The 20,739-nt window shown below is 51.2% G+C and carries 19 protein-coding genes and 1 pseudogene; 8 read left to right on the top strand and 12 right to left on the bottom strand.

The window, feature by feature from the left end:
• Window positions 1–11: 11 nt before the first annotated feature.
• Window positions 12–148 (top strand): annotated as a pseudogene (locus tag M0646_RS13095) (permease); the annotation flags it as partial.
• A 20-nt stretch (window positions 149–168) separates the two neighbouring features.
• Here the strand turns inward: M0646_RS13095 and M0646_RS00175 are convergent.
• From M0646_RS00175 to M0646_RS00165, 3 genes are read right to left on the bottom strand one after another with little or no spacing between them, the layout of a single operon-like run.
• The gene (locus tag M0646_RS00175; protein WP_286626072.1) at window positions 169–1,149 is read right to left on the bottom strand and encodes a glycosyltransferase family A protein; all 981 of its coding nucleotides are present in this window, start codon (window positions 1,147–1,149) and stop codon (window positions 169–171) included.
• Window positions 1,104–1,871: a glycosyltransferase gene (locus M0646_RS00170; RefSeq protein WP_286626071.1), complete on the bottom strand. Its 768-nt coding sequence runs from the start codon at window positions 1,869–1,871 to the stop codon at window positions 1,104–1,106. Before M0646_RS00170 ends, M0646_RS00175 begins: the two co-directional genes overlap by 46 nt.
• A gap of 4 nt (window positions 1,872–1,875) precedes the next feature.
• Window positions 1,876–2,295 carry a DUF4168 domain-containing protein gene (locus tag M0646_RS00165; protein ID WP_206200556.1) on the bottom strand — a complete coding sequence of 140 codons (420 nt, stop codon included), beginning with the start codon at window positions 2,293–2,295 and terminating at the stop codon, window positions 1,876–1,878.
• 314 nt (window positions 2,296–2,609) lie between these two features.
• Here M0646_RS00165 and psaC point away from each other — a divergent pair, with 314 nt between their 5' ends.
• Window positions 2,610–2,855, top strand: coding sequence for a photosystem I iron-sulfur center protein PsaC (gene psaC, locus M0646_RS00160; RefSeq protein WP_011056855.1), 246 nt, complete (start codon window positions 2,610–2,612; stop codon window positions 2,853–2,855).
• A gap of 106 nt (window positions 2,856–2,961) precedes the next feature.
• Here the strand turns inward: psaC and M0646_RS00155 are convergent, their stop codons facing one another.
• Window positions 2,962–3,240: a hypothetical protein gene (locus M0646_RS00155; RefSeq protein WP_149817044.1), complete on the bottom strand. Its 279-nt coding sequence runs from the start codon at window positions 3,238–3,240 to the stop codon at window positions 2,962–2,964.
• Window positions 3,241–3,474: 234 nt separating this feature from the next.
• On the opposite strand from M0646_RS00155, the gene M0646_RS00150 reads away from it, so the two are divergent.
• From M0646_RS00150 to M0646_RS00135, 4 genes are all read left to right on the top strand, one after another.
• Window positions 3,475–3,927 carry a type IV pilin protein gene (locus M0646_RS00150; protein ID WP_286649745.1) on the top strand — a complete coding sequence of 151 codons (453 nt, stop codon included), beginning with the start codon at window positions 3,475–3,477 and terminating at the stop codon, window positions 3,925–3,927.
• Between the two features lie 141 nt (window positions 3,928–4,068).
• Window positions 4,069–7,422 (top strand): glycosyltransferase, encoded by a 3,354-nt coding sequence (locus M0646_RS00145; protein WP_286649744.1) that lies wholly within the window; start codon window positions 4,069–4,071, stop codon window positions 7,420–7,422.
• Between the two features lie 198 nt (window positions 7,423–7,620).
• On the top strand, window positions 7,621–7,917 hold the full coding sequence (gene petF1, locus M0646_RS00140; RefSeq protein ID WP_011056851.1) for a ferredoxin PetF1: 297 nt from the start codon (window positions 7,621–7,623) through the stop codon (window positions 7,915–7,917).
• 105 nt (window positions 7,918–8,022) lie between these two features.
• On the top strand, window positions 8,023–9,165 hold the full coding sequence (locus tag M0646_RS00135) for a GNAT family N-acetyltransferase (RefSeq protein WP_286626056.1): 1,143 nt from the start codon (window positions 8,023–8,025) through the stop codon (window positions 9,163–9,165).
• Here the strand turns inward: M0646_RS00135 and M0646_RS00130 are convergent.
• From M0646_RS00130 to M0646_RS00115, 4 genes are all read right to left on the bottom strand, one after another.
• A complete protein-coding gene (locus M0646_RS00130; protein ID WP_149817036.1) occupies window positions 9,162–9,917 on the bottom strand; it encodes a hypothetical protein in 756 nt (251 codons plus the stop codon). The two genes, M0646_RS00135 and M0646_RS00130, sit on opposite strands and share 4 nt — an antisense overlap.
• 29 nt (window positions 9,918–9,946) lie before the next feature.
• A complete protein-coding gene (locus tag M0646_RS00125; RefSeq protein WP_286649743.1) occupies window positions 9,947–11,422 on the bottom strand; it encodes a hypothetical protein in 1,476 nt (491 codons plus the stop codon).
• A gap of 85 nt (window positions 11,423–11,507) precedes the next feature.
• Entirely contained in the window at window positions 11,508–13,064 is a 1,557-nt protein-coding gene (locus M0646_RS00120) for a DUF697 domain-containing protein (protein ID WP_286626050.1), read from the bottom strand.
• Window positions 13,061–13,444 carry a hypothetical protein gene (locus tag M0646_RS00115; RefSeq protein ID WP_286626049.1) on the bottom strand — a complete coding sequence of 128 codons (384 nt, stop codon included), beginning with the start codon at window positions 13,442–13,444 and terminating at the stop codon, window positions 13,061–13,063. Before M0646_RS00115 ends, M0646_RS00120 begins: the two co-directional genes overlap by 4 nt.
• 203 nt (window positions 13,445–13,647) lie before the next feature.
• Between M0646_RS00115 and gatA the strand changes: the two genes are divergently transcribed.
• Window positions 13,648–15,096, top strand: coding sequence for an Asp-tRNA(Asn)/Glu-tRNA(Gln) amidotransferase subunit GatA (gatA, locus tag M0646_RS00110; protein ID WP_286626048.1), 1,449 nt, complete (start codon window positions 13,648–13,650; stop codon window positions 15,094–15,096).
• Window positions 15,097–15,099: 3 nt separating this feature from the next.
• Here gatA and pstB read toward each other — a convergent pair whose 3' ends face one another.
• From pstB to pstS, 4 genes are all read right to left on the bottom strand, one after another.
• The gene (gene pstB / locus M0646_RS00105) at window positions 15,100–15,900 is read right to left on the bottom strand and encodes a phosphate ABC transporter ATP-binding protein PstB (RefSeq protein ID WP_149817027.1); all 801 of its coding nucleotides are present in this window, start codon (window positions 15,898–15,900) and stop codon (window positions 15,100–15,102) included.
• Between the two features lie 22 nt (window positions 15,901–15,922).
• Window positions 15,923–16,810 carry a phosphate ABC transporter permease PstA gene (gene pstA / locus M0646_RS00100; RefSeq protein WP_149817025.1) on the bottom strand — a complete coding sequence of 296 codons (888 nt, stop codon included), beginning with the start codon at window positions 16,808–16,810 and terminating at the stop codon, window positions 15,923–15,925.
• Window positions 16,811–16,818: 8 nt separating this feature from the next.
• Window positions 16,819–17,787, bottom strand: coding sequence for a phosphate ABC transporter permease subunit PstC (pstC, locus tag M0646_RS00095; protein WP_149817023.1), 969 nt, complete (start codon window positions 17,785–17,787; stop codon window positions 16,819–16,821).
• A 95-nt stretch (window positions 17,788–17,882) separates the two neighbouring features.
• Window positions 17,883–18,962 (bottom strand): phosphate ABC transporter substrate-binding protein PstS, encoded by a 1,080-nt coding sequence (gene pstS, locus M0646_RS00090; RefSeq protein WP_149817021.1) that lies wholly within the window; start codon window positions 18,960–18,962, stop codon window positions 17,883–17,885.
• Between the two features lie 720 nt (window positions 18,963–19,682).
• On the opposite strand from pstS, the gene M0646_RS00085 reads away from it, so the two are divergent.
• Window positions 19,683–20,732 (top strand): PstS family phosphate ABC transporter substrate-binding protein, encoded by a 1,050-nt coding sequence (locus M0646_RS00085; protein WP_286649742.1) that lies wholly within the window; start codon window positions 19,683–19,685, stop codon window positions 20,730–20,732.
• Window positions 20,733–20,739: the final 7 nt, after the last annotated feature.

Raw genomic sequence — 20,739 nt, 5'->3', positions numbered from 1 at the left:
CCACCTTAGAACCTGAAAAAGTTAGAGTTTATTTAGAGGGAAAACGCAAATTAAGCGGCATATTTTAGCAGCAAGTTTAGGAGCAGTAACACCATTTTGTTCTTGCTCTGCCGTGCCTTTATTTATCGGTTTTGTTAAAGCTGGGTTGCTTATTTATTTAATGCTATCTCAGCCTAACAGATCCTTAGCCTGCTGTCGCTGTTGCCGATGGCGTCTATGCTTAAGGAACCCAAGAAAACTTCTGGGACACAAATAAAGGACAAGAAGGATTAGGAGCAACTCATAGCACCCACTGCGCCATGTGAGGCGAAGAAGAGTTTTCGTATCCAATATCTCTGCATTAATTTTGGTGTTTATCAATGTGGCTATGGCAATTCGGCGAAAACAGGCCTTAATCCCTCGGCGGTGGTGGTAAGGAGTTTGCTGAGAGTGTAACAACTCTACTAAAAAGGGTAATGAAGCAGGGAGTGCAGCTTGAGGGAGTTTACTGCAGCGATTCTCTGCATCTTGGTTATAGATAACAGTAACTATTGCTGCATGAGCCACAGGGTATTGGTACCCCAAGTGCCACCAAGCGATGTAGTCCTCATTTAGTTTGACACCCACGGGGAAGCCCCCAACAGAAAGTAGCGCCTCCTTGCAAACACAAGCAGTTGAGGAATTAACAATGCTTAGTCCTTGGGCATGGGCTTCAAAGAACCGCTCCACCATGCCTCGCCAGCCGTATGGCAACCCGCTTGGCGGCAAATAGTAGTCCCCATGTTGCCGAATTAGACAAAATGTACTCCACAAAGCGGCTTGCGGAAACTCCGTGATTAATGCTTGAAGAGTACTCAAGTGCTCGGGCAGCCACTCATCATCAGCATCTAAAAATGCGACGTAGGGATAACTGGCTTCCTGTAATCCGCGATTACGGGCGGCGCTCACCCCTTGGTTTGGCTGTTGAATCAAACGCACACCCTGATCCAAAAAGCCGCGAACAATTTCAGCGCTAGCATCAGTTGACCCATCATCAACCACAAGAATCTCAGCTGCTGGGCTGGTTTGCTGCAAAACGCTCCTCAGCGTATGAGCAATATGCCTAGCTTTGTTATACAAAGGAATTACCACAGAAATTTTGATCTCTGTTGTTGAATGCGGGGCCAACATCTGATAATCCGATAAAAGAGTAGCAAGGTTTGGACAAGGAGGGAGTGTCCTAAACGAACTTGAACCCGATACAGCTCAACAATCGATCCCAAAAGATCGCTACCACTGGTTCCATGGGGATGGAAACGCCCAGCAATAAAATCTCTCCTAGCAACCCTTGCCCCTGCACGAATTGCTTGCATAACAAAAAGCTGATCCGCTAGGAGAGGAAAATGGCGAGAGTATTGACCAACCCTTTGATGTAATGTGCGTCGAATTGCCAAGCCAACAGCATGACCAGTTACGTGAGCCTGCATGCCCTTCAACCATTCCCATGTTGGCTGCCAAACAGACGCTATGTCACGCTCTCCTATGTAATAGTTAGCAGTAACAAAATCCGCCTCTGTTTCCTCGCAAGCGATCTTGTATTGGGCAACTGCCTCAGGAAAGAGCTCGTCATCTGCACCCATCACCAGATAATAGTCTCCTGAGGCTAGGCGAATAGCACGGTTGAGGGCATCATAGATCCCAAAGTCGGGTCGCGAGTCGACAACGACTGCCTTGAGTTCAGCTGTTGCTGCTTCTATTAGCTCTAAAGTGCGATCTGTAGAGCCGCCATCGGCAACGACCCACTCAAAGTCTTGATCGGTTTGAGCAATCAACGACGCAATCAACCGTGGCAGGTGTCCCTCAGCATTATAGGTCGCAGTAATAATACTTAGAGTTGGTTGAGTGGGTTTCATGGGTTCAAGGTCGCTGCAATCGCACCATCTCGGCCTGAATACGCTGACTCAAGGCGCTGTCCTGCTGTGCTCGCAGTGTAATCGCATTGAATTGCTCTAAAGACATATTATATTTCCTCAGCACCTGCATTGCCTCACGCACATAGTTAGCACAGATGGTCTCCAAGCCACTGGGGATATTTTGGGGATTCATGCCAAAGCAAGAATTGCGGGGCACTTGACCTTGGAAAGCCACCTGAGCTTGACGGTAGTATTTTTGACGAATGGGTTCAATTTCCAGAACCACGCGGGCATAGTTCATGATCTCCCACGGAGCGATCGCATCTGTGCGCGGGGAAGTTTGAGCCAAGGAATGAGGTGAAGGCACAGGCACCAGCAGTAGGCCTGCACTACACACAGCAAGGGGCAACCACTTCCAAGACATTGACCACCACACACAACGCATCCGACTACACTGTACTTGGAATCCCTAGAACCCTTTCAAGTTCCGCAACCTAGGCAAGCGCCACGGATTAAATGACTAAGATTGACCCCACAGTAGGTAAATTTACCAGACTTTACAAAAAAGTTACATTCTTTGAAGTTTGCTCATCCACCCCGCCCAGCAATCAACCACTGCGGTATCCTAAATCTCGGTATTTATCTCCAGACTGCCCTTATTGTCGTAGCTTAGGGGCTTCCTGAGTTGGCGGCAGGGCATCCACCTGTCATCCTGATCGTTTTAGGAGCGGTTACCACATGGCTCACACTGTCAAAATCTACGATACCTGCATTGGCTGCACCCAGTGTGTGCGGGCCTGCCCCACCGATGTGCTGGAAATGGTGCCTTGGGATGGTTGCAAAGCGGGTCAAATTGCCTCTTCCCCCCGCACAGAAGATTGCGTTGGCTGCAAACGCTGCGAAACGGCCTGTCCGACGGACTTTTTGAGCATTCGTGTCTATTTGGGTGCCGAAACCACCCGCAGCATGGGTCTAGCCTACTAGTCCCCTATTTTCGTGAAACCTTCGGTAAATCCTTGATTGGGCTTGAGGCAATATCCCTACGTCTCAAGTCTTTTATTTGTTTTAGCAGCCGTACTCTACCTACCGCTCAAGGCTGATCCTCGTTGCTGAGGCGGTTTTGCAGGTCATCCACCGCTTCATTAATTTGGGCAATTTTGGCCTCTAGCTCTAGGCGCATCGACTCCATTAAGTTGTCATCACTGCCGTTGAGAGGAGTGGCTTTATCCCCCCGCAGCCGTCTGGATTCACCTGTAGCTGCTTGCCGCAGTCTGTCCTTGACTAAAAGCGTGACAAGGGAACCCGCAATGCCACCAAAGAGGGCACCTGCTAGAAATCCCCAGCCAAAGCCATTGCCACGGTTATTCATAAAGAGACTGATCAGGCTTGATAACTATAGACTAGCCTACTGCACACCATGCGAAGATACCACAGGAGCCAGCTACCGCAAATTTAGCAGATTGGGAATGACGCCTACCGAGGGCACTCCAGTAGTAGCAGGAAAAAATCGGAAACTTTTTGGAAGGGGTGTTAATTTTGCTGCAGGGGGTGGGTATGTTATGCCTAGAGGCGAATATGTCTTGACCTAAGGAGTCTCAAAAATATGAAAACCGAACTGAAAGCAAAATTCCTCCAGCACCTGCTGGCCAAGAAAAAAGCCAACGAAGGGTTCACCCTCATTGAGCTGCTGGTGGTGGTGATCATCATCGGTATCTTGGCCGCCATTGCCCTGCCCTCCATGCTCAACCAGGCCGCTAAAGCTCGTCTCGCCAGTGCTAAAAACGCTGTGGGTGCGGTCAACCGTGCTCAGCAAGCCTACCGCTTGGAAACCACTTCATTTGCCAACGACCTTGGTACGCTCAAAATTGGTGTCAGCCAGCCTGATGGTTACAGTGCGCTGACACTGAAAAACATTGGTGTGAATACTGCTGATGTGACTACAGACTCTAATGACACCGCAGGTACAGGTGTGCGTGGCTGTGTCACAGTTGCTAATGGTGTAACGACTGCTAGTGTTAAGGAAGGAAGTAACCAAAGTGCTCCAGGTAGCTGCTAAGTGCAGCTAAATTCAAGTAGCCAAGAGACTTAAGTGGTCTCAAATGTACATAAGCTTAAAGCCAAGGAACAATTCTTGGCTTTTTTTAATCAAAAAATATCGTACTAAGAGAAAATTATATTAATTGGTAGTCCTCTTGCGATGCGGATTCTTTTTGTTGATCGGATTCGTTGGCAGTACACACTCAACACACCCTATGAAGCTCCCTTAGGGGGATCACAATCAGCACTCTGTTATCTAGCGGAGCAGTTGCAGCGGCGGGGGCATGAAGTTTGGCTTTTCAACAGTACACAGCACATTGAATCTATTCGCCATGTTCCCCACCTACCCTTGTCTTGGCTAAGAGTAGAATTCCTTGAACAACTGCGTCCCGATGTTGCTGTTCTGCTCAACCGTGCCCTACCGATGGATCCGCTGCGCTCTGTCCTGCCACCCCAGACTCCTCTACTACTATGGACACAACACGCTGCCGATCAACCTGCCGTTGAATTTTTGCAATCCCCTGAACATCAACAGGTCTATCAACGGATTATCTTAATTAGTCAATGGCAGCAAGAGCAATATATTGAAGTATTCAAAATTCCTGTTGAGAAAACCGCTGTCCTGCGTAATGCCATTGCCCCTTGTTTTGAAAACCTTTTTGATCCTACAGAATCTATCCTTAAGGCAAAGGCGCAACCTTTGACACTGGCCTATACGAGTACCCCCTTTCGCGGTTTGAATCTACTTCTTGATCTCATGCCTTCGCTGCAGGCGAGCCATCCCTCAGTACGTCTCAATGTTTATTCCAGCATGAAGGTCTATCAAGCCAGCGAGGCTGAGGATCAACAGCGGTATGGAAACCTCTACCAACGCTGCCATGACTTGGCCAATGTCAATTATATTGGGTCACTCCCCCAACCAGAACTAGCTCAAGCCCTCAAATCCACTGCCATTTGGGCCTATACGAATACCTTTGCTGAAACCTCCTGCATTGCCGCAATGGAGGCTATGGCCAGCGGTTGCTACGTCATTACTAGTGAACTGGGTGCCCTCCCTGAAACAACAGCGGGCTTTGCTGACCTCATCCCTCTTCCCCACGAGGACTATCTGGCTGCCTATGGCCGCGTGCTTGATCGGGTGATTCAACGGTTTAAAGACCCTCAAGCCCATGCCGCCCTCGATGCCCATCTCCGTGCTCAAGTGGACTACATCAATCGCCACTGCACATGGTCAGTTCGTGCCCGCGAATGGGAAGCATTCCTAGAACAGGTTTTGATACAGGTGGCTGTTGTTCCCAATGTAATTGCTTGGACATCCTATTTACGTCATAACCTGAAACACCAGCGCTATGAAAAAGTCCTCAGCACCTGTGAGAGGCTCAGCCAAACTCACCCCAGCGCCCAATGGATAGGCTACCAAGGAGGAGCCTATCTACTTCAGGGGGAAGAATCCGCTGCTCAACTGTTGTGGTCTGTCTATCTGAGTGAGTTTCCTGAAGATACTACTGCAACCCACACATGGGCAAAGATTCTAGCTGAAACTGCCTCTTTTTCCGATGTAGATTTGACTCATCGCTTTATTCTGCTGACCTATGCCTATGAATTTGAGGCTAAAGTTTCTTGGGGATTCCAGTTGTTAGCACTGTTACTAGAACTGCGGGTGGAACCAAGCGAGGTTGATTCTCTACTGGAGCAGTTGTCTTCCTCGCTACAGGAGGAGGGTTTTGAAGATAGCAATCAGGCTGACGATGCTCTAAAAATCGCTCGCTACTTAATTACCTATTACCTAGACCTACCCTCGCTCCCCAATTTTCTAAAAGCTCTGAGCCAGTGTTCTACTCTCAGTAATTCGCTTCAGGATTTAATTTTTAATGAACTCAGTAATGCTCCAGCACAGCGGGCAAAAGTTCTCGCTCCCTTATATCTAGAGCTAGCTAACGAGCAATGGGGTCTCTACGAGTTTTTGGCACGCATGGCTTGCTTGGGCGGGCTACCTGAGTTAGCACTAGCCTGTGCTCAACGACTAGCCGAGGATTCGTTGACACCCCTTGGTGGAGATTTGACTCTGACCACTCAGCTCCATGTATATCAAACCTTTAAGTATGATCTGCGCTACGACCAAACATTAGCTAGGCTATTTCAACAATGGCAGGAGCAGCTTTCCAGTTGCCATACCTATCTTCAAGAGCATTTAGATGGTGCAGCGGTAGGTTTTGGCGCTTTTTTCTACGCCAGTTCTTCTTACTTTCACTGGTGTCACTACATTGATGAGCCAAAGTTATTAAAGCCAATCTACAACCAGCGCAATCAGCTTTTTTATAATCATTCCCATAATTACTTGAAAAACATAGGGAAATACTGTCACATCTTGAAAAGAGAGTCTGAAAAAATTCGGGTTGGCTTGATCGGAATGTGCTTTCAGGAGCATCCCGTTGCTCACCAAATCCGTGGCTTCATTCACTGCTTTAATCGTGAAGAATTTGAGGTCTTTGGCTATAGTCCATGGTCAGAGTCAATCAAGCAAGACAACATTGCGCGTTGGTTTCAATCTCACTTGAGCCATGTTCGTCAAGGGGGCAAAAGTGCTACTGAAATTGCTCAGCAGATTTATGATGATCAGATTGATCTTCTCATTGACTTAGATAGCTGTACCAGTGACCTTACCTATCAAGTTCTCACCCTCAAGCCAGCGCCTATACAAGCGACATGGGTGGGCTTTGATGCCATTGGCTTGCCAACAGTAGATTACTTTATTGTTGACCCTTACATTCTGCCTGAGGGAGCGCAGGCATGGTACACAGAAACCCTGTGGCGGCTGCCGGATTGTTATCTCTCCCTTGATGGCTATGAGGTGGCCAACAGAACAGGAATTCGCGATCAATTGGGGCTGAGTGCCGATACGGTAATCTTTCTGTGTGCCCAGCGAGCCAGTAAAATTCAACCCGAAATGCTCAAGCTGCAATTTGCCATTGTTGAAGCGGTGCCAAATGCTGTACTCATTGTGAAGTATCACCATAGTAGCTCGATTTTTGAGGAGTGGTGCCGCAGTGTGGCGGAAGCTGAGGGATTTGATTTAAACAAACTCTATTTCTTGACATCAAATCCGCCAGAGATTCACCGTGCCAATCTTTACGATGTAGATGTAGTACTCGATACCTATCCCTATGTGGGGGGGGCAATGAGCCTAGAGGCGCTATGGATGGAGGTGCCAATTGTGACGAAGGTGGGTCAGCAGTTTGTGGCACGGCACACCTACACTTTCCTCAAAAATGTTGGCGTTGAGGAGGGGATTGCCTTCAATGATGAGGAGTATGTGAATTGGGGAATTCGTTTCGGGACGGAGCCAGACCTGCGGCAGCAGGTCAGCTGGAAACTGCGGCAAGCTAAACGCTATGCCCCCCTGTGGAATCCCCAACGCTTTAGCCGTGAGATGGAGCAAGCCCTAACGGCCATGGTGAATCGGTATCGGACAGGGGAGTTGGTTGTGCCCCCGCGCCATCGAGTCGGAGAATAGAGCCAGTCATCGAGTTTGCTTAATTTTCTCCATAGAGTTCAATGTCTATAAGTATTTCAGATACCTTGGAAGCCTTAGATTACGAAAACGATACAAGGAGGGGTTTGCAGTTGCCAATCAAGGCTGAGGTTTTCCCCTAGTATCTAAATTGGAGCGTGATGGCTCCCTGCCTTTTCCATATAAGAGAGGACAAGATTCATGGCAACCTACAAAGTAACGCTTGTGCGTCCTGATGGAAGCGAAACAACCATTGATGTGCCCGAAGATGAGTACATTCTGGATGTGGCTGAAGAGCAAGGCCTAGACCTGCCCTTCTCCTGCCGTGCTGGTGCTTGCTCGACCTGTGCTGGCAAGCTGCTGGAAGGGGAAGTGGATCAGTCGGATCAATCCTTCTTGGATGATGACCAAATCGAGAAGGGCTTTGTGCTCACCTGTGTCGCCTATCCCCGCTCTGATTGTAAAATCCTCACCAACCAAGAGGAAGAACTTTACTAAGGCGATTTTGCACAATTTATCTTGCTGGGGCGGTTGTCGTGGGGCAGCGCCCCTTTATTTTGGTGACGGAGTCCTTAAGATGGAAGTAGTGATTGGTGCCGGCTGATGGTTTCCGACTTGCCCTCCACTGGTGATTTGATTATCCGTCCCTTGGCCTATCGGGATGTGGAGGTGGTGGAACAGCGGCTGTGCCATGAAGGGGTACATGATCAACCCTTTGGTCTGCCGTCCTTGGCGGGTGGCCTGATGACCTCACCGCTGCATCTATTGCAGTGGCTAACGGGGATGAGCAAGCTGCGGATTTATGTCGCGGAGCGGGACAACCAAGTGTTAGGCGTTGTGCAAGTGGCTCCCTTTAATGAAAGTCGCACCACATGGCAGGTGCAGCAATTGGCCGCCCAAGAGTTTACGGAGGTGGGGACACAACTCCTGCGCCACTGTTTTAGTACCCTTGTGGAAGCCCGTACTTGGATGGTTGAAATCAATATTGACCACCGTGAAGCACTAGACCTCTACCGCCAAAATGGCTTTCAACCCTTGGCGCATCTCACCTACTGGCAAATTTCAGCGGATCAGTTGGCAGAACTGGCACAGGGCACGCCTTGCTTGCCTAATTTGCTGAAGGTCACGAATGCTGATGCACGGTTGCTGCATGAGTTGGATACGATGTCGATGCCGGCACTGGTGCGCCAAGTCTTTAATCGCCACTATCGGGACTTTCAAACGAGTCTTTTGGATTGGCTACACCACGGTTTGGCCAGTTGGTCGCAACAGGTACAAGTGCATCGTGCTTATGTGTTTGAACCACAGCGGAAGGTGGCGATCGCCTCCTATACACTCCATACCAGCCAAGATGGACACACGCCCCACTGGCTAGACTTAACAGTACATCCTGCCTATACAAATCTGTATCCAGGGGTACTGACCCACATTGCTCGCTTGGTGCAGGCCTATCCGCCCGTACCTCTACTGCTGTCTTCGACGGATTACCAAGGGGAGCGAGAAGCCTACCTTGAAAGCTGGGCTGAACCTATCCGCCGCAGTTTAATGATGTCGCGCTCGGTGTGGCACAAGGTGCGGGAAGTGCGATCGCCCCTGCCGGAAGGCCTGACCTTATCAGAAGTGCTGCAAGGCCTGCAAACCCATCGCCGCCCTCAACCCGGTCAGATTCATACCAAAGAGGGAGCACAGGCCTACTACCGCGAGCACCCACCCGAAAACACATCGCCCCCAGAAGCCCAATCCTAATCTTGGGAGAGGGAAATTTCCGAGGTTTCAGTGTAGCCTTGGAGAGCTTGTAAAAGGCGTTGGATTGCGGTTTCATTGTCGAGGGGTAACCGTTCAGGTTCAGCAACAGCCGTGTGCTGGGTGAGCTGCGGTAGAGTTTCGAGGGGTTGACCGTAGGTATTGCCCTTGGTGGCCAGCGGTGTGCTTCGGGGCAGCGGGTTGAGGAAGCTAATTTGCTCAGGCAAGTAGAAGATGGGTTGCAGGTGCTCTAGGGGAAAGGTGCCATAGCCTTGGGCATCCGCTGGATGGTGTTGCCAGTAGTCAAGAAGGGTCTGGCGATCGCAAAAACCCAGCATCTGTGCCTGACGGCGATCGCGATCCAAACCAACAGCAACCGCCAAATCGGCGTTGATCACCCCCAAAAATGTCGGGCAATGAATCCGCACAGACTCTCCCGCCTCGACAGGATAGATAGATAACTGCACCCCTTCCAAGTTGAGATCCGCAATGTCCACAAGGTCAAGAACCTCTGGCCGCTCACACCAAGTGGTACTCAAGGTCAGATCATCGGGCAGATCGTCCAGATCATCCTGCTTACTGGGAACACCCTCATTTTCCCACCAGTCTATGAACGAGTAGAGGGCAACCAAATAGGGCAGAACCTGCCGTTGCCGACTGGGACGACATCCCTGAAGCACCCCATGGGCGGCATCCAATATCAGGGAACGAATGGGAACAGTCGGTGCCAAAAAGGAAGTCATAGCCGTCGTCATCCAAACCAAGTACGAAAAAGCGAGGCTGCCTAGGGAAGGTAGTAAATATCGTTATGCTCACACCACTGCGCAAGTTTGGCCTCTATTTGCTCATCAATTTGTTTTGCGGTGCAGAGGCCACGGGCATAGTCAGGGTGAATTTCACGGCGGGTTTGCCGTCGTTGATGGGGGCTGGGGATTGATTGGGTTTCATACCATCGCCTCATCCATTGCGGAATCTGGGGATCTTGAAAGAATTTACGGTAGAGCCACAGGCGATATTCACGACCGAGGCAGCGAGAAATCGTGGGCTGGCTGACAAAGAGTTCACGGGCAATTTCCGCTTGGGTACGGCGACGCTCACACCAATCCCTGACCCATGTCGGCGTCTGCGGATCATTGAGAAACTCCACCATGGACTCCACCCCTTGGCCATTGCTGGTTGGCAGTGTGCGGGTATCGGGATAGTTGTCAATCCATTCTTGGTTGCTGTCGGTGGAGCAAATGTTCAGAGAGCGAGTGGACTGCACATAACGTCCAAGAATACGCCGTACCTGTTGATGAATGTCGCGGGTGTACTCGATCGTCCAGCCCAAGAGTTGGGCAATGTGCTGGCGCAAGCGAGCCGTCGAAGCACGGATACGGGGATCGGTAATTTCCGTTTGGACAATCTTAATCAACTGAGCGCAGGCTTTGGGATCAATCTCCCGTTGTACCTCAGGGGGTGCTGCTTGATAACGATCTTGAAAGACTTGCAGGGCGCGGTTGTCATAGAAGAGCAGTTCATCGGCCTCGCGCTTGAGGAGTTTGCGTTTTTCATCCGCCAGTTTATTGCTGATGACCGTGCGCACCCATGCTTCAAAGGTGGGACGACCATGACCAGTGGCACCAAAGGGCTTGAGGGGGTCAAAGGACTTCATTGCTTCCCAGAGCCAGCCCGTGAGGTTACTTTGGCATTGCTCGGGATCAGAGCTACCCAGACAGACCGTGCGCAGGAGATCGCGGTACTCTTGGCGAAACTGGGGGGATAGGAGAACCGTTGCACCGAGTTCTTGACGTAGGCACTGGATAAAGAAGGCGAGGAAACACTCGGCCTCTGTCAGTTCGGGGGAGGGATTGCGGTTGGCTAGGACTGGGCGACTAAAGGCAAGCACCAGTTGCTTCAGGGGTTGATTGTACTGGCCACGATTGAGGCGATCGTACTCATCCTGAATGATGGTGGCAGGAATTTGCACTATGCGCAGCACAGTTTTGTGAACAGCCTGCTGCTGCAGTTGTTCGCGACTGAGATGTTCTAAGCAGCGGGGAAAAAGGCGAAAATAGGCTTCCACTAAGCGTTGGAGATACCCCCCTCGTTGGCTGAGATGGCTATCAATGTTGCGCTCTAGAACCGCTTGCAGGACTTGAGAGAGGGGCTTGATGACGGCGGGCGATCGCTCCCCGGCTAAATAACGAGACCGAGCTGCCTGCAATAACTGCGGCAGTTGTTCCACCTCAAGATCAGGACTGCGGGTCGAGAGACTCATCCGAAATCGGCAACGTGAAAATAATTTAATTACTCAACATAGTAGCGGTTTTTGCCGATGTCCTTGGGGCAATTGTTAGGATCGCTTAAGATAGCTCTTCCTCATGGGATAAAGGGGTTTTCATCGCCTCAGGAATCACGGTTCCAAGTTGCGATGGCAAGCGAGCGATCGCCTGCTGCACAAAGGAGCGAATAAATTCATCGCGGCGATTGAGTTCAAATTGCTGTTGAACTACTTCGCTGATGCCACCATCGCCCCAGTCTTGGTTGTGGCGAAAATACTCAATAAAACTTTTACCAGCAATGCGAGTGAGGTAGGCAGCTGTAATCCCTTGGACGGCTTTGCCCACCACCAGCCCCCCCATGCTCAATTGCAAGGCCGTACCGACGAGATTCATGGCTCCCTTAACAATGCCCAAGCTGACCAGGGTTTTGCCCAAGGAAAGGGCTAATTCGCGGGCGCGATCGCGATTCAGGTCACAGCCATAGACCTTGCCAATTTCCATCACCATTTGCGCATTCACGGCGGCGGCAGCCAGTAGATCTACGCCGGGAATCGGCGTGACACAGACCACACCCGCACTGATCCACTGGTAGCGCTCCACCACCTTATCGGCTTGGCGGCGCCGTTGCTGATCAATGATTTTGCGAGCCTGCTCCCCTAGGCGTTGAGACTGCAAGAGGATATTATCTGCCACGAGGTCATCCCCTTCCTCGCGGAGAATGGCACTCAGCCGCCGAATCAATGGCCAAATATGGGGTTCGGGTTCTAACCACTCTCCTGTGTCGAGGCGAATCGGTTGGGGACGGGCGGCAATACCCACGACATCTTGGGGCGGAATCAACCCCTTAACTCGCTGCCGTAGATGGCGCAAAAGAGCCAGTTGATCGGCCTCGGAGCGCAAGTCAATTTTATTGAGGACCAAGAGCGATCGCTTGCCCATTTCCACCAAGTTGACCAAGGGCAGATATTCCGACTGGCGCAGGTCATCATCGAGCACAAAAAGCAGCAGATCTGCTTCTGCGGCCAGTTGTCGCGCTAATTGTTCCCGGTAGGTTCCAGCCACACCCGCCTCCAAAATGCCGGGGGTATCGGTAATCAGAATTTCCCGCTCTGTATTAGGTAGCCAAAAACGATAGGTTTGCCCCACTGCGGTGGTGCCCATTGTTGGTGCCACTTCCCCCACCATTTCACCAAGGAGGGCATTGACGAGAGAGGTTTTACCCGCTGAACCGGTGCCAAAGACCACAATGCGCAATTCTTGGCGGTAAAAATCCTCCTCCAGCTCCCGTGCCCGTGCCAACAGTGCTTGCCGTGCCACCTCATCTTCAATTTGACTCAGTTGCTGCCGTAGGGCTTTGAGGTTTTCGGCGGCGGCTTCCGTTTTATCAAGGGGGGCTTGGGGCGTAGCGGTAGCGGGCTTGGGCTTGCCCTTGCGCTCAAGTAAGTACAGGTAACGAAAGAAGGTATAGAGCAGCCCCCCCAATAGACCAATGAAAATCAGCACCAAGAGATTGGCCAAAAAGGGGGCAGTAAAGGCCACCTGCACATAGAGCCACGTGAGTGCCGATATCAACCAGAGGATGAGCACCAGAATGGCGCTGAATCCTAACAGGGGCCAAAACCAACGCCTGGGGGTCATGGCAGGTATTTCATCAGACGCTGCAAGACGGGCAATTTCAGCGATCGCCCCCGCCATAGGCGCACCATTAGCCCCAAGTTCACCAAAAAGTAGGCGGATCCCCAGAGACTATTGAGAAAGAGTAATAGGCCATGATGCAGAGACTGGGCTTCACTCACGCTGACCGCCCCATTCAGCAGGCCATAGCCCAACAGCCAAATGAGACCAATGAGAAGAGCAAGACGACTGACTTGACGGGTCTGGCGATCGCTCCCCCGGCGACTCAACTGCCACAGTGCTGGAATCATGCCAAAAATGGGCAGCAAATAGACAAAGAACCACAATCGCTGCAACGTGGGATTGCTAAAGGCTTCCCGATCCACGGGGTCGAGCGGTTCCATCGAATACTCCCCAAGGGCATGGGCACCGTCGTCACGGCTTCTTGATTCCTAATATATCGCTGATTGATTAGGAGACAGCGCCGTGCCAAAGCGCTGCATCTGGGGCGATAAATGATCAGCCACATTGCTAAACTTAAGATTGGCCTGTTTGCGGCCATGCCCGCGATCGCCAGTGTTGCATTGTCACTAGGGAATCTGCATTTATGTCAGTGATTCAGGAGCTCCACCGTCAACTCGTTCGCAAAGAACGCTCCGCCACTGAAATTACCCAGGCTTACTTAGATCGCATTGCCCAAGTGGAGCCAACGCTCCATAGCTTCTTAACCGTGACGGGCGATCGCGCCCTTGCCCAAGCGGCCGCCGTGGATGAGCGCATTGCTGCCGGTGAAGAGATTGGTGTGCTCACAGGGATTCCCTTGGCCATCAAGGATAACCTTTGCACCTACGGTGTGCGCACCACCTGTGCTTCTAAGATGCTGGAGCACTTTGTCCCCCCCTACGAATCCACTGTGACCCAAAAATTGCAGGCCGCTGGCGCGATTATGGTGGGCAAAACCAATCTCGATGAATTTGCCATGGGCAGCTCTACTGAAAATTCTGCCTTTGGTTTCACCGCCAATCCTTGGCATCCAGAGCGGGTCTCTGGGGGGTCTTCTGGGGGGTCTGCTGCCGCCGTGGCTGCCGGAGAATGTGCTGCTGCCCTTGGTTCCGATACGGGCGGTTCCATTCGTCAACCCGCCGCCTTTTGTGGGGTGGTCGGCCTCAAACCTACCTATGGTTTGGTGTCGCGCTATGGCCTTGTTGCCTATGCGTCGTCATTGGATCAAATTGGGCCTTTGGCACCGACGGTTACCGATGCTGCGATTCTTTTGGGAGCGATCGCGGGGCATGATCCCAAGGATGCCACCAGTCTCAGCGTGTCGATTCCCGACTACACCCAAGCCCTCAAACCCGATCTCAAAGGCATACGCCTTGGCGTCATTCAAGAAACTCTAGCAGAAGGCGTGCAACCAGAGGTGAAATCCGCCCTTGAAGCCGCCCTAAAAACCCTTCAGGAATTGGGGGCCACGATTGTTGAACTCTCCTGTCCCCGCTTTGCCTACGGCCTGCCCACCTACTATATCATTGCCCCCTCGGAAGCCTCGGCAAACCTAGCCCGCTATGATGGCGTGAACTTTGGTTTTCGCGCTGAAGGAGCCAGCGATCTCCTTGAAATGTACATGAAAACCCGCGCCCAAGGCTTTGGGGCTGAGGTGAAGCGGCGGATCATGATTGGCACCTACGCCCTTTCCGCTGGCTACTATGATGCCTACTACCTACGGGCACAAAAGGTACGCACCCTGATCAAAGAAGACTTTGCCCAAGCCTTTGCACAGGTGGATGTCTTGGTTTGCCCCACCACCCCCACCACTGCCTTCAAAGTTGGGGAAAAAACCGCCGACCCCCTGAGTATGTACCTGTCAGATCTGATGACCATTCCCGTCAACCTTGCCGGGCTACCAAGCTTGAGCCTCCCCTGTGGCTTTGATCAGGAAGGGCTGCCCATTGGTCTGCAATTGATTGGCAACGTCCTAGGGGAAGAGACCCTCTTTCACGTGGCCTATGCCTATGAACAGGCGACCCCTTGGCACCAGCAGCAGCCGCAGCTTTAGGCTTTAACCAAAGCGGCCACTGACATAATCCATCGTGGCTTGCTCTTTGGGGTTATTGAAGACGACGCTAGTGTAATCATACTCAACAAGGTAGCCCACCCGGTTGCCCCGTTCAGTGGCCTCGGCATTAAAGAAGGCGGTGCGATCGCTGACTCGAGTTGCCTGCTGCATATTGTGGGTCACGATGATAATTGTGTAGTTCTGCTTCAATTCATGGATTAGTTCTTCCACCTTGAGGGTAGAAATGGGGTCAAGGGCAGAACAGGGCTCATCCATGAGGATGACCTCAGGCTTGGTGGCGATCGCCCGCGCAATACATAGCCGTTGCTGTTGTCCGCCAGAGAGCGATAGACCACTTTCTTTGAGCTTGTCCTTCACCTCATCCCAAAGAGCCGCCTGCCGTAGCGCCGTTTCCACTAGCTCACCCAAATCCCCCTTATACTTATTGACCCGCGCTCCAAAGGCCACATTGTCATAAATTGATTTCGGAAAGGGATTGGGCTTTTGGAACACCATGCCAATACGCCGCCGCACTTCTACTGGATCCACCTCCTTGGCGTAGAGATCCTTGCCGTGGTAGGTAATCTTGCCCTCTACCCGAGCACCTGGCACTAGGTCATTCATGCGGTTAAAACAGCGCAGTAGTGTGCTTTTACCACAACCCGATGGGCCAATGAGAGCCGTCACTTCATTGGCATAGATGTCCATCGTTACATCCCGCACTGCCCGAAATGAGCCATAAAAAATCGAGGCATTTTGGACTTGGAGAACGACTTTGGGAGTGGGTTTAGGATGAGTCGTCATAGAACAGTTACCTTTTAAGTCCTTAGTAGCGTTTCTTACGGGTAAGCAGACGCGAGACAATACTGACGAGCAAGATGATGCTCAGCAACACCAACGCGCCTGCCCATGCCAGTTCCTGCTGGGGTTTGTAGGGAATGATGGCAAAGAAATAAACCTGTACCGAAAGCGTGGAAATGGGGCGAAACAAATCCGTTGACCAGAAGTTATTATTCAGTGCTGTAAAGAGGAGAGGAGCCGCCTCACCCCCCGCCCGTGCCACCGCTAGAGTCACCGCAGTAGCAATAGAGGGTAGCGCCGCAGGAAGCACCACTCGACTGACGGTTTCAAAACGAGTCGCCCCCAACCCCAATGCCGCCAGACGAACCTCTTCAGGAACGAGGACTAACCCCTCCTCTGTGGTTCGCATCACAATGGGCAGCATGACCACTGCAAGGGCAACCCCACCGGCAAAAGCACTAAAGGTGCCCATGGTCATGACCACAATCGTGTAGGAAAATAAACCCGCGATAATAGCGGGCACCCCGCTGAGAACGTTCGCCGAAAACCGCACCCAATAGGCAATTTTGCTGCCGCGCCCGAATTCCGACAGCCAGACGGCTCCCAAAACCCCAATGGGAACACTAATCGCCATGGCAACAGCAAGCACAATTAACGTACCAACGATGGCATTACCTAAGCCCCCCCCACCCAGACCCGGTGGCGGTGGGAGTTTTGTAAACAGATCTAAGTTGATCCGAAGCAGTCCTTGGGACGCCACATTGATGACAATGGCTGCCAAGGGAATCACCGCAATGACAGCAAACAGTCCCGTCACACCTGTCATCAACAGACCAAAGAGGTTTCGTGCCGAAGTCCAGACCTTGCCTAGTTGAATCTCTGCGGCAGAAGGGCGGTTACTGATCTCTGTCATGGTGCAACCTATCGCTCAACGTTTTGAAACTTCTTAATAATGATTTCCGCCAAGATATTGACCAGCAGCGTCAGGATCATGAGCACCAAACCAGCATACAGCAGTGCAGCCACTTGCTCTCGCCCTGCTTCACCAAACTGGGAGGCAATCAATGACGCTATCGTCGAACCCGGCTCAAGGATTGAGAGGCTAATGCGGTTGGCATTTCCCACTAGCATCGCTGCGGCCATTGTTTCGCCCATGGCTCGCCCCAAAGCCAACATCACTGAACCGACAATCCCAGAAAAGCCAGCCGGAATGAGAACCCGCAAAATGGTTTCCCAACGGGTGGCTCCCAGAGCCATTGCTCCTTGGCGTAAGTAAGGGGGCAAAGAAACCAGCGTTTGCCGTGAAATGGAGCTAATCAAGGGCAAAATCATGAAGGCCAGCACTAAACCTAGGGTGAGGAGGTTGTTACCACGGGGACTGGTACCAAAAAAGGGAATCCAGCCAAAGTGCTGATGCAAAAAACTGTAAACGGGTTGCAAAAAGGGAATGAGAACAAAAATCCCCCACAGACCAATCACCACACTGGGAATCGCTGCCAATAACTCAATAGAAAAGGCGATGGGGGTACTTAGGTATGTCGGTAGAAAGTCCTCACTTAAAAAGACTGCAATACCGATTCCTAGGGGAACTGCCACCAGTAGGGCAATGAGGGCACTCACAAGGGTACCGTAGATTTGGGGTAGGATGCCGTAGATATTTTGCACCGGGTCCCATGTGGTGCTAGCCAGAAAGCGCAGGCCAAATCGTGTAATTGCAGGTATAGCCGCAAGGCCAATTTGAATCACAATCCAGAGCAGGGCAACAGCCACCGCTAGGGCAAAGACCATTGTCAGATAGTAGAAGGATTGATCGAGGTAGTAGCGTAGGTTTTTCCGTGCCTCAATCGCAGCCAAATCCGGTAATTCAGGGGGGGTGCTGGTAACAGCCATAGGTTTCACGGGTAATATTGATCAATTGCCATAACTGACTCTTTTTCATCCTAGGGGATTGCGAGGGGGAAACACTCCCCCTGCAGTTAAATGATTTAGCCTTTAACTTTCACCTTATCGAGGGTTGCCTTGACTCGCTCGACGATGTCGTCAGGCATGGGAACATAGTCCAGTTGTTCGGCAATGCTTTTGCCCTCATTGCCCAGTGCCCAAAGCAGCACATTTTTAAGGGCTTGCCATTTTCTGCCATCTTGGTACTCAGGATACACCAAGATCCATGTCAAGCCAGCGATGGGAAAGGCTTCGGGATTTTCGGGATCCGGCACTAACAATGCAAAATCTTCGGGAACGTCAGCGCCCTCAAAGGCTTTGGAGGCAGCTTCCGGGGAAGGATAGACGAAGTTACCTGCCTTGTTTTCCAGTAGGGCGCGGGGCAAGTTGTTGAGTTTGGCATAGGCATACTCGACGTAGCCAATGGTGCCTTCGTTTTGCTGAATTTGGGCAGCCACGCCTTCATTGCCTTGGCCACCAACACCCACAGGCCAATTGACGGAGGTGCCAACCCCTGCCGGCCAGCCGGGACACACGGTGTTGATGTGGTTTGTGAAAATAAATGTGGTGCCACTGCCGTCAGAGCGGTGGGCAAAGGTAATTGGTTTATCGGGAAGCGTTTTACCCTCATTTGCGGCAACCAGCTTGGGATCATTCCAGCGGGTAATTTTGCCCATGACGATGTCGCAATAGACCGCCCGCGGTAATTTCAGCTCATCCACACCGGGCAGGTTATAGGCAAAGACAACGGCACCCCCCGCCATGGGCACTTGAATTGGATCTACCTTGTATTTTTCTTGGAAGGATTTTAGGCGATCGCCGGCTATTGGGGCATCGGAACCAGCAAAATCCACTGTACCGTTAATGTATTGCTCGAGGCCTGCTCCACTGCCAACGGATTGATAACTGACTTGGACGTTGGGATCAACCTGCTGGGCGTAGGTTTTGAACCAGTTTTGGTAAAGGGGGGCTGGAAAAGTGGCGCCGGCACCATTAATGTTTATCGGCTCGCCCGCTTGATTTGGGCCACCCCCTCCCTGAGGGCCACAGGCAACAACAATGCCAGCGGTGAGGATGGCGCAAACAGCAATGAGAATTCGAGATTTTCTGAGTTTGAAGATCATAAGCGCGATCGCAAGTAAGAACAATGAACAAATGCATTGATGCATCAGTGTTTACAGCCCCTCTCGTGAGGATTGAGACTGCTCAAAGTAGTTAGAACTACTGTGCACTGACAGCAGGCACGAGGATCTCATCCCCGTTCATGTACTCCATAAGTTTTCAGAACAAGGGCTGCATGACAGCTTGCTCGATAGCAACGACAAATCTATCGCAACTCAAAGACAAGCTAGGGCGATAATACGCGAACGATGTAAAGGTTAGGTTAAGAATGACTCTATCTGTTAATTAAGTTTTTTTATTATTGTGCAGTCTCTGTCGATCTGAACCAAAGCTTGGGTAGGGCAGTCTAACTTTAGTTTTCCGCTGGGTGTAGTGAGGAATACTTTCAAGGAAGCAATTTATAAAAATTTTCTTAATCTCTAGGTTCCTGAGACCAAAGGCAGCCTAAGATTATCGCTAGGGTGTTCTCAACAATACTTTCTCTAGGGAGAAGGGCTAACGAAATGCCTTAAGATAAGACTTTTTAAGTCTCAATTCTTTGAATTCAAGTTACTAACTTTAGAAGGATTTATATTAATAACTCATCTTTGAAGTTTTATTTATAAATAGTTTTGGCAAGTTATTCATCGTTTTTAGTGATTTTGTTTTAGTGGGGAAATAGTTGAATTCACCAATTTTCTAATTGATGCAATATCCGTCATTTTTAGAGTGAGGCTTGAGTTATGAAGTTTCAGCAATTGAGACGTGGCGTCTTACCCCTTTTGGCCATCACCCTTGTGGGCTGCACCATGGAGGCGGCATCTAATGATCCGATGCTGAAGGTGATTCGGGTGGATGGCTCGAGTACGGTTTATCCGATTTCCAGGGCGATCGCCGAAGAGTTTAAGACCACGCCCAATGGTCAAGAGGCCGATATTGCTGTTGCTTTTTCAGGGACATCTGCTGGCTTTCGCGCCTTTTGTAGCGGCAAAACGGATATTAGTGACGCCTCTCGCCCGATCCTCATTACCGAAATGAATGAGTGCATTGCCAATGGTGTCCCCTTTATTGAATTGCCCATTGCCTTTGACGCGCTGACGATCGCCGTCCATCCCCAAAATACTTGGCTCAAGGAAATTTCTGTGGCTGAGCTGAAAAAACTCTGGGAAAAAGCGGCGGAGAAAAAGCTCACTCGCTGGAACCAATTACGTCCCGACTTTCCCAATGCACCCATTGTGCTCTGGGGACCGGGTCAAGATTCAGGCACCTTTGATTATTTCAACGAGGCGATTCTTGGCAATCAGCGCGGCTCTCGCACCGACTACAAAGCCAGCGAAGACGATAACGAAATCGTAGGGGGTATTGCCGGGGATGTGAATGCCCTTGGTTACCTTCCCTATGCTTACTACATGGCCAACCAGAATCGGCTGCGGGCTGTGCCGGTCAGTGATGACCGAGGCGCCATTCTACCTTCAGTGGAAACGGTGCAAAACAGTACCTATCAGCCCCTCTCGCGCCCCCTCTTCCTCTATGTCAATGCCAAATATGCCCAAGACAAGCCCCTGCTGCGACAGTTTGTCGAGTATTACATCCAGCAGGCACCGACGGTCGTTCCCAAGGTTGGGTATGTCCCCCTTACGCCCGAAGGCTATCGCTTGGCAGGCATTCAGTTTATTCGCCTAGAGGTGGGGACTGCCTTCAAGGGGGTGCCTGAACCTGATGTAACAATTGAAGAGGTGCTGCGGCGTCAGGTGATCTTCCAAGAGGCCCATGCCAATAATCCGACCCCCTAGAATAGGG

This window comes from Thermosynechococcus sp. B3, assembly GCF_030323045.1.
Classification (GTDB): domain Bacteria; phylum Cyanobacteriota; class Cyanobacteriia; order Thermosynechococcales; family Thermosynechococcaceae; genus Thermosynechococcus.
Note: the sequence above shows the minus strand (reverse complement) of the source record. Positions and strands in the feature narration are given on the sequence as shown.

Coding starts and splice junctions, on each gene's coding strand:
- M0646_RS00175 (WP_286626072.1), bottom strand. CDS start 1,149: ATGTTGGCCCCGCATTCAACAACAGAGATCAAAATTTCTGTGGTAATT.
- pstS (WP_149817021.1), bottom strand. CDS start 18,962: ATGATCTTCAAACTCAGAAAATCTCGAATTCTCATTGCTGTTTGCGCC.
- M0646_RS00120 (WP_286626050.1), bottom strand. CDS start 13,064: ATGACCCCCAGGCGTTGGTTTTGGCCCCTGTTAGGATTCAGCGCCATT.
- pstC (WP_149817023.1), bottom strand. CDS start 17,787: ATGGCTGTTACCAGCACCCCCCCTGAATTACCGGATTTGGCTGCGATT.
- M0646_RS00145 (WP_286649744.1), top strand. CDS start 4,069: ATGCGGATTCTTTTTGTTGATCGGATTCGTTGGCAGTACACACTCAAC.
- M0646_RS00150 (WP_286649745.1), top strand. CDS start 3,475: ATGAAAACCGAACTGAAAGCAAAATTCCTCCAGCACCTGCTGGCCAAG.
- pstB (WP_149817027.1), bottom strand. CDS start 15,900: ATGACGACTCATCCTAAACCCACTCCCAAAGTCGTTCTCCAAGTCCAA.
- M0646_RS00130 (WP_149817036.1), bottom strand. CDS start 9,917: ATGACGACGGCTATGACTTCCTTTTTGGCACCGACTGTTCCCATTCGT.
- M0646_RS00155 (WP_149817044.1), bottom strand. CDS start 3,240: ATGAATAACCGTGGCAATGGCTTTGGCTGGGGATTTCTAGCAGGTGCC.
- gatA (WP_286626048.1), top strand. CDS start 13,648: ATGTCAGTGATTCAGGAGCTCCACCGTCAACTCGTTCGCAAAGAACGC.
- M0646_RS00125 (WP_286649743.1), bottom strand. CDS start 11,422: ATGAGTCTCTCGACCCGCAGTCCTGATCTTGAGGTGGAACAACTGCCG.
- psaC (WP_011056855.1), top strand. CDS start 2,610: ATGGCTCACACTGTCAAAATCTACGATACCTGCATTGGCTGCACCCAG.
- M0646_RS00085 (WP_286649742.1), top strand. CDS start 19,683: ATGAAGTTTCAGCAATTGAGACGTGGCGTCTTACCCCTTTTGGCCATC.
- M0646_RS00135 (WP_286626056.1), top strand. CDS start 8,023: ATGGTTTCCGACTTGCCCTCCACTGGTGATTTGATTATCCGTCCCTTG.
- M0646_RS00165 (WP_206200556.1), bottom strand. CDS start 2,295: ATGTCTTGGAAGTGGTTGCCCCTTGCTGTGTGTAGTGCAGGCCTACTG.
- pstA (WP_149817025.1), bottom strand. CDS start 16,810: ATGACAGAGATCAGTAACCGCCCTTCTGCCGCAGAGATTCAACTAGGC.
- M0646_RS00170 (WP_286626071.1), bottom strand. CDS start 1,871: ATGAAACCCACTCAACCAACTCTAAGTATTATTACTGCGACCTATAAT.
- petF1 (WP_011056851.1), top strand. CDS start 7,621: ATGGCAACCTACAAAGTAACGCTTGTGCGTCCTGATGGAAGCGAAACA.
- M0646_RS00115 (WP_286626049.1), bottom strand. CDS start 13,444: ATGGAACCGCTCGACCCCGTGGATCGGGAAGCCTTTAGCAATCCCACG.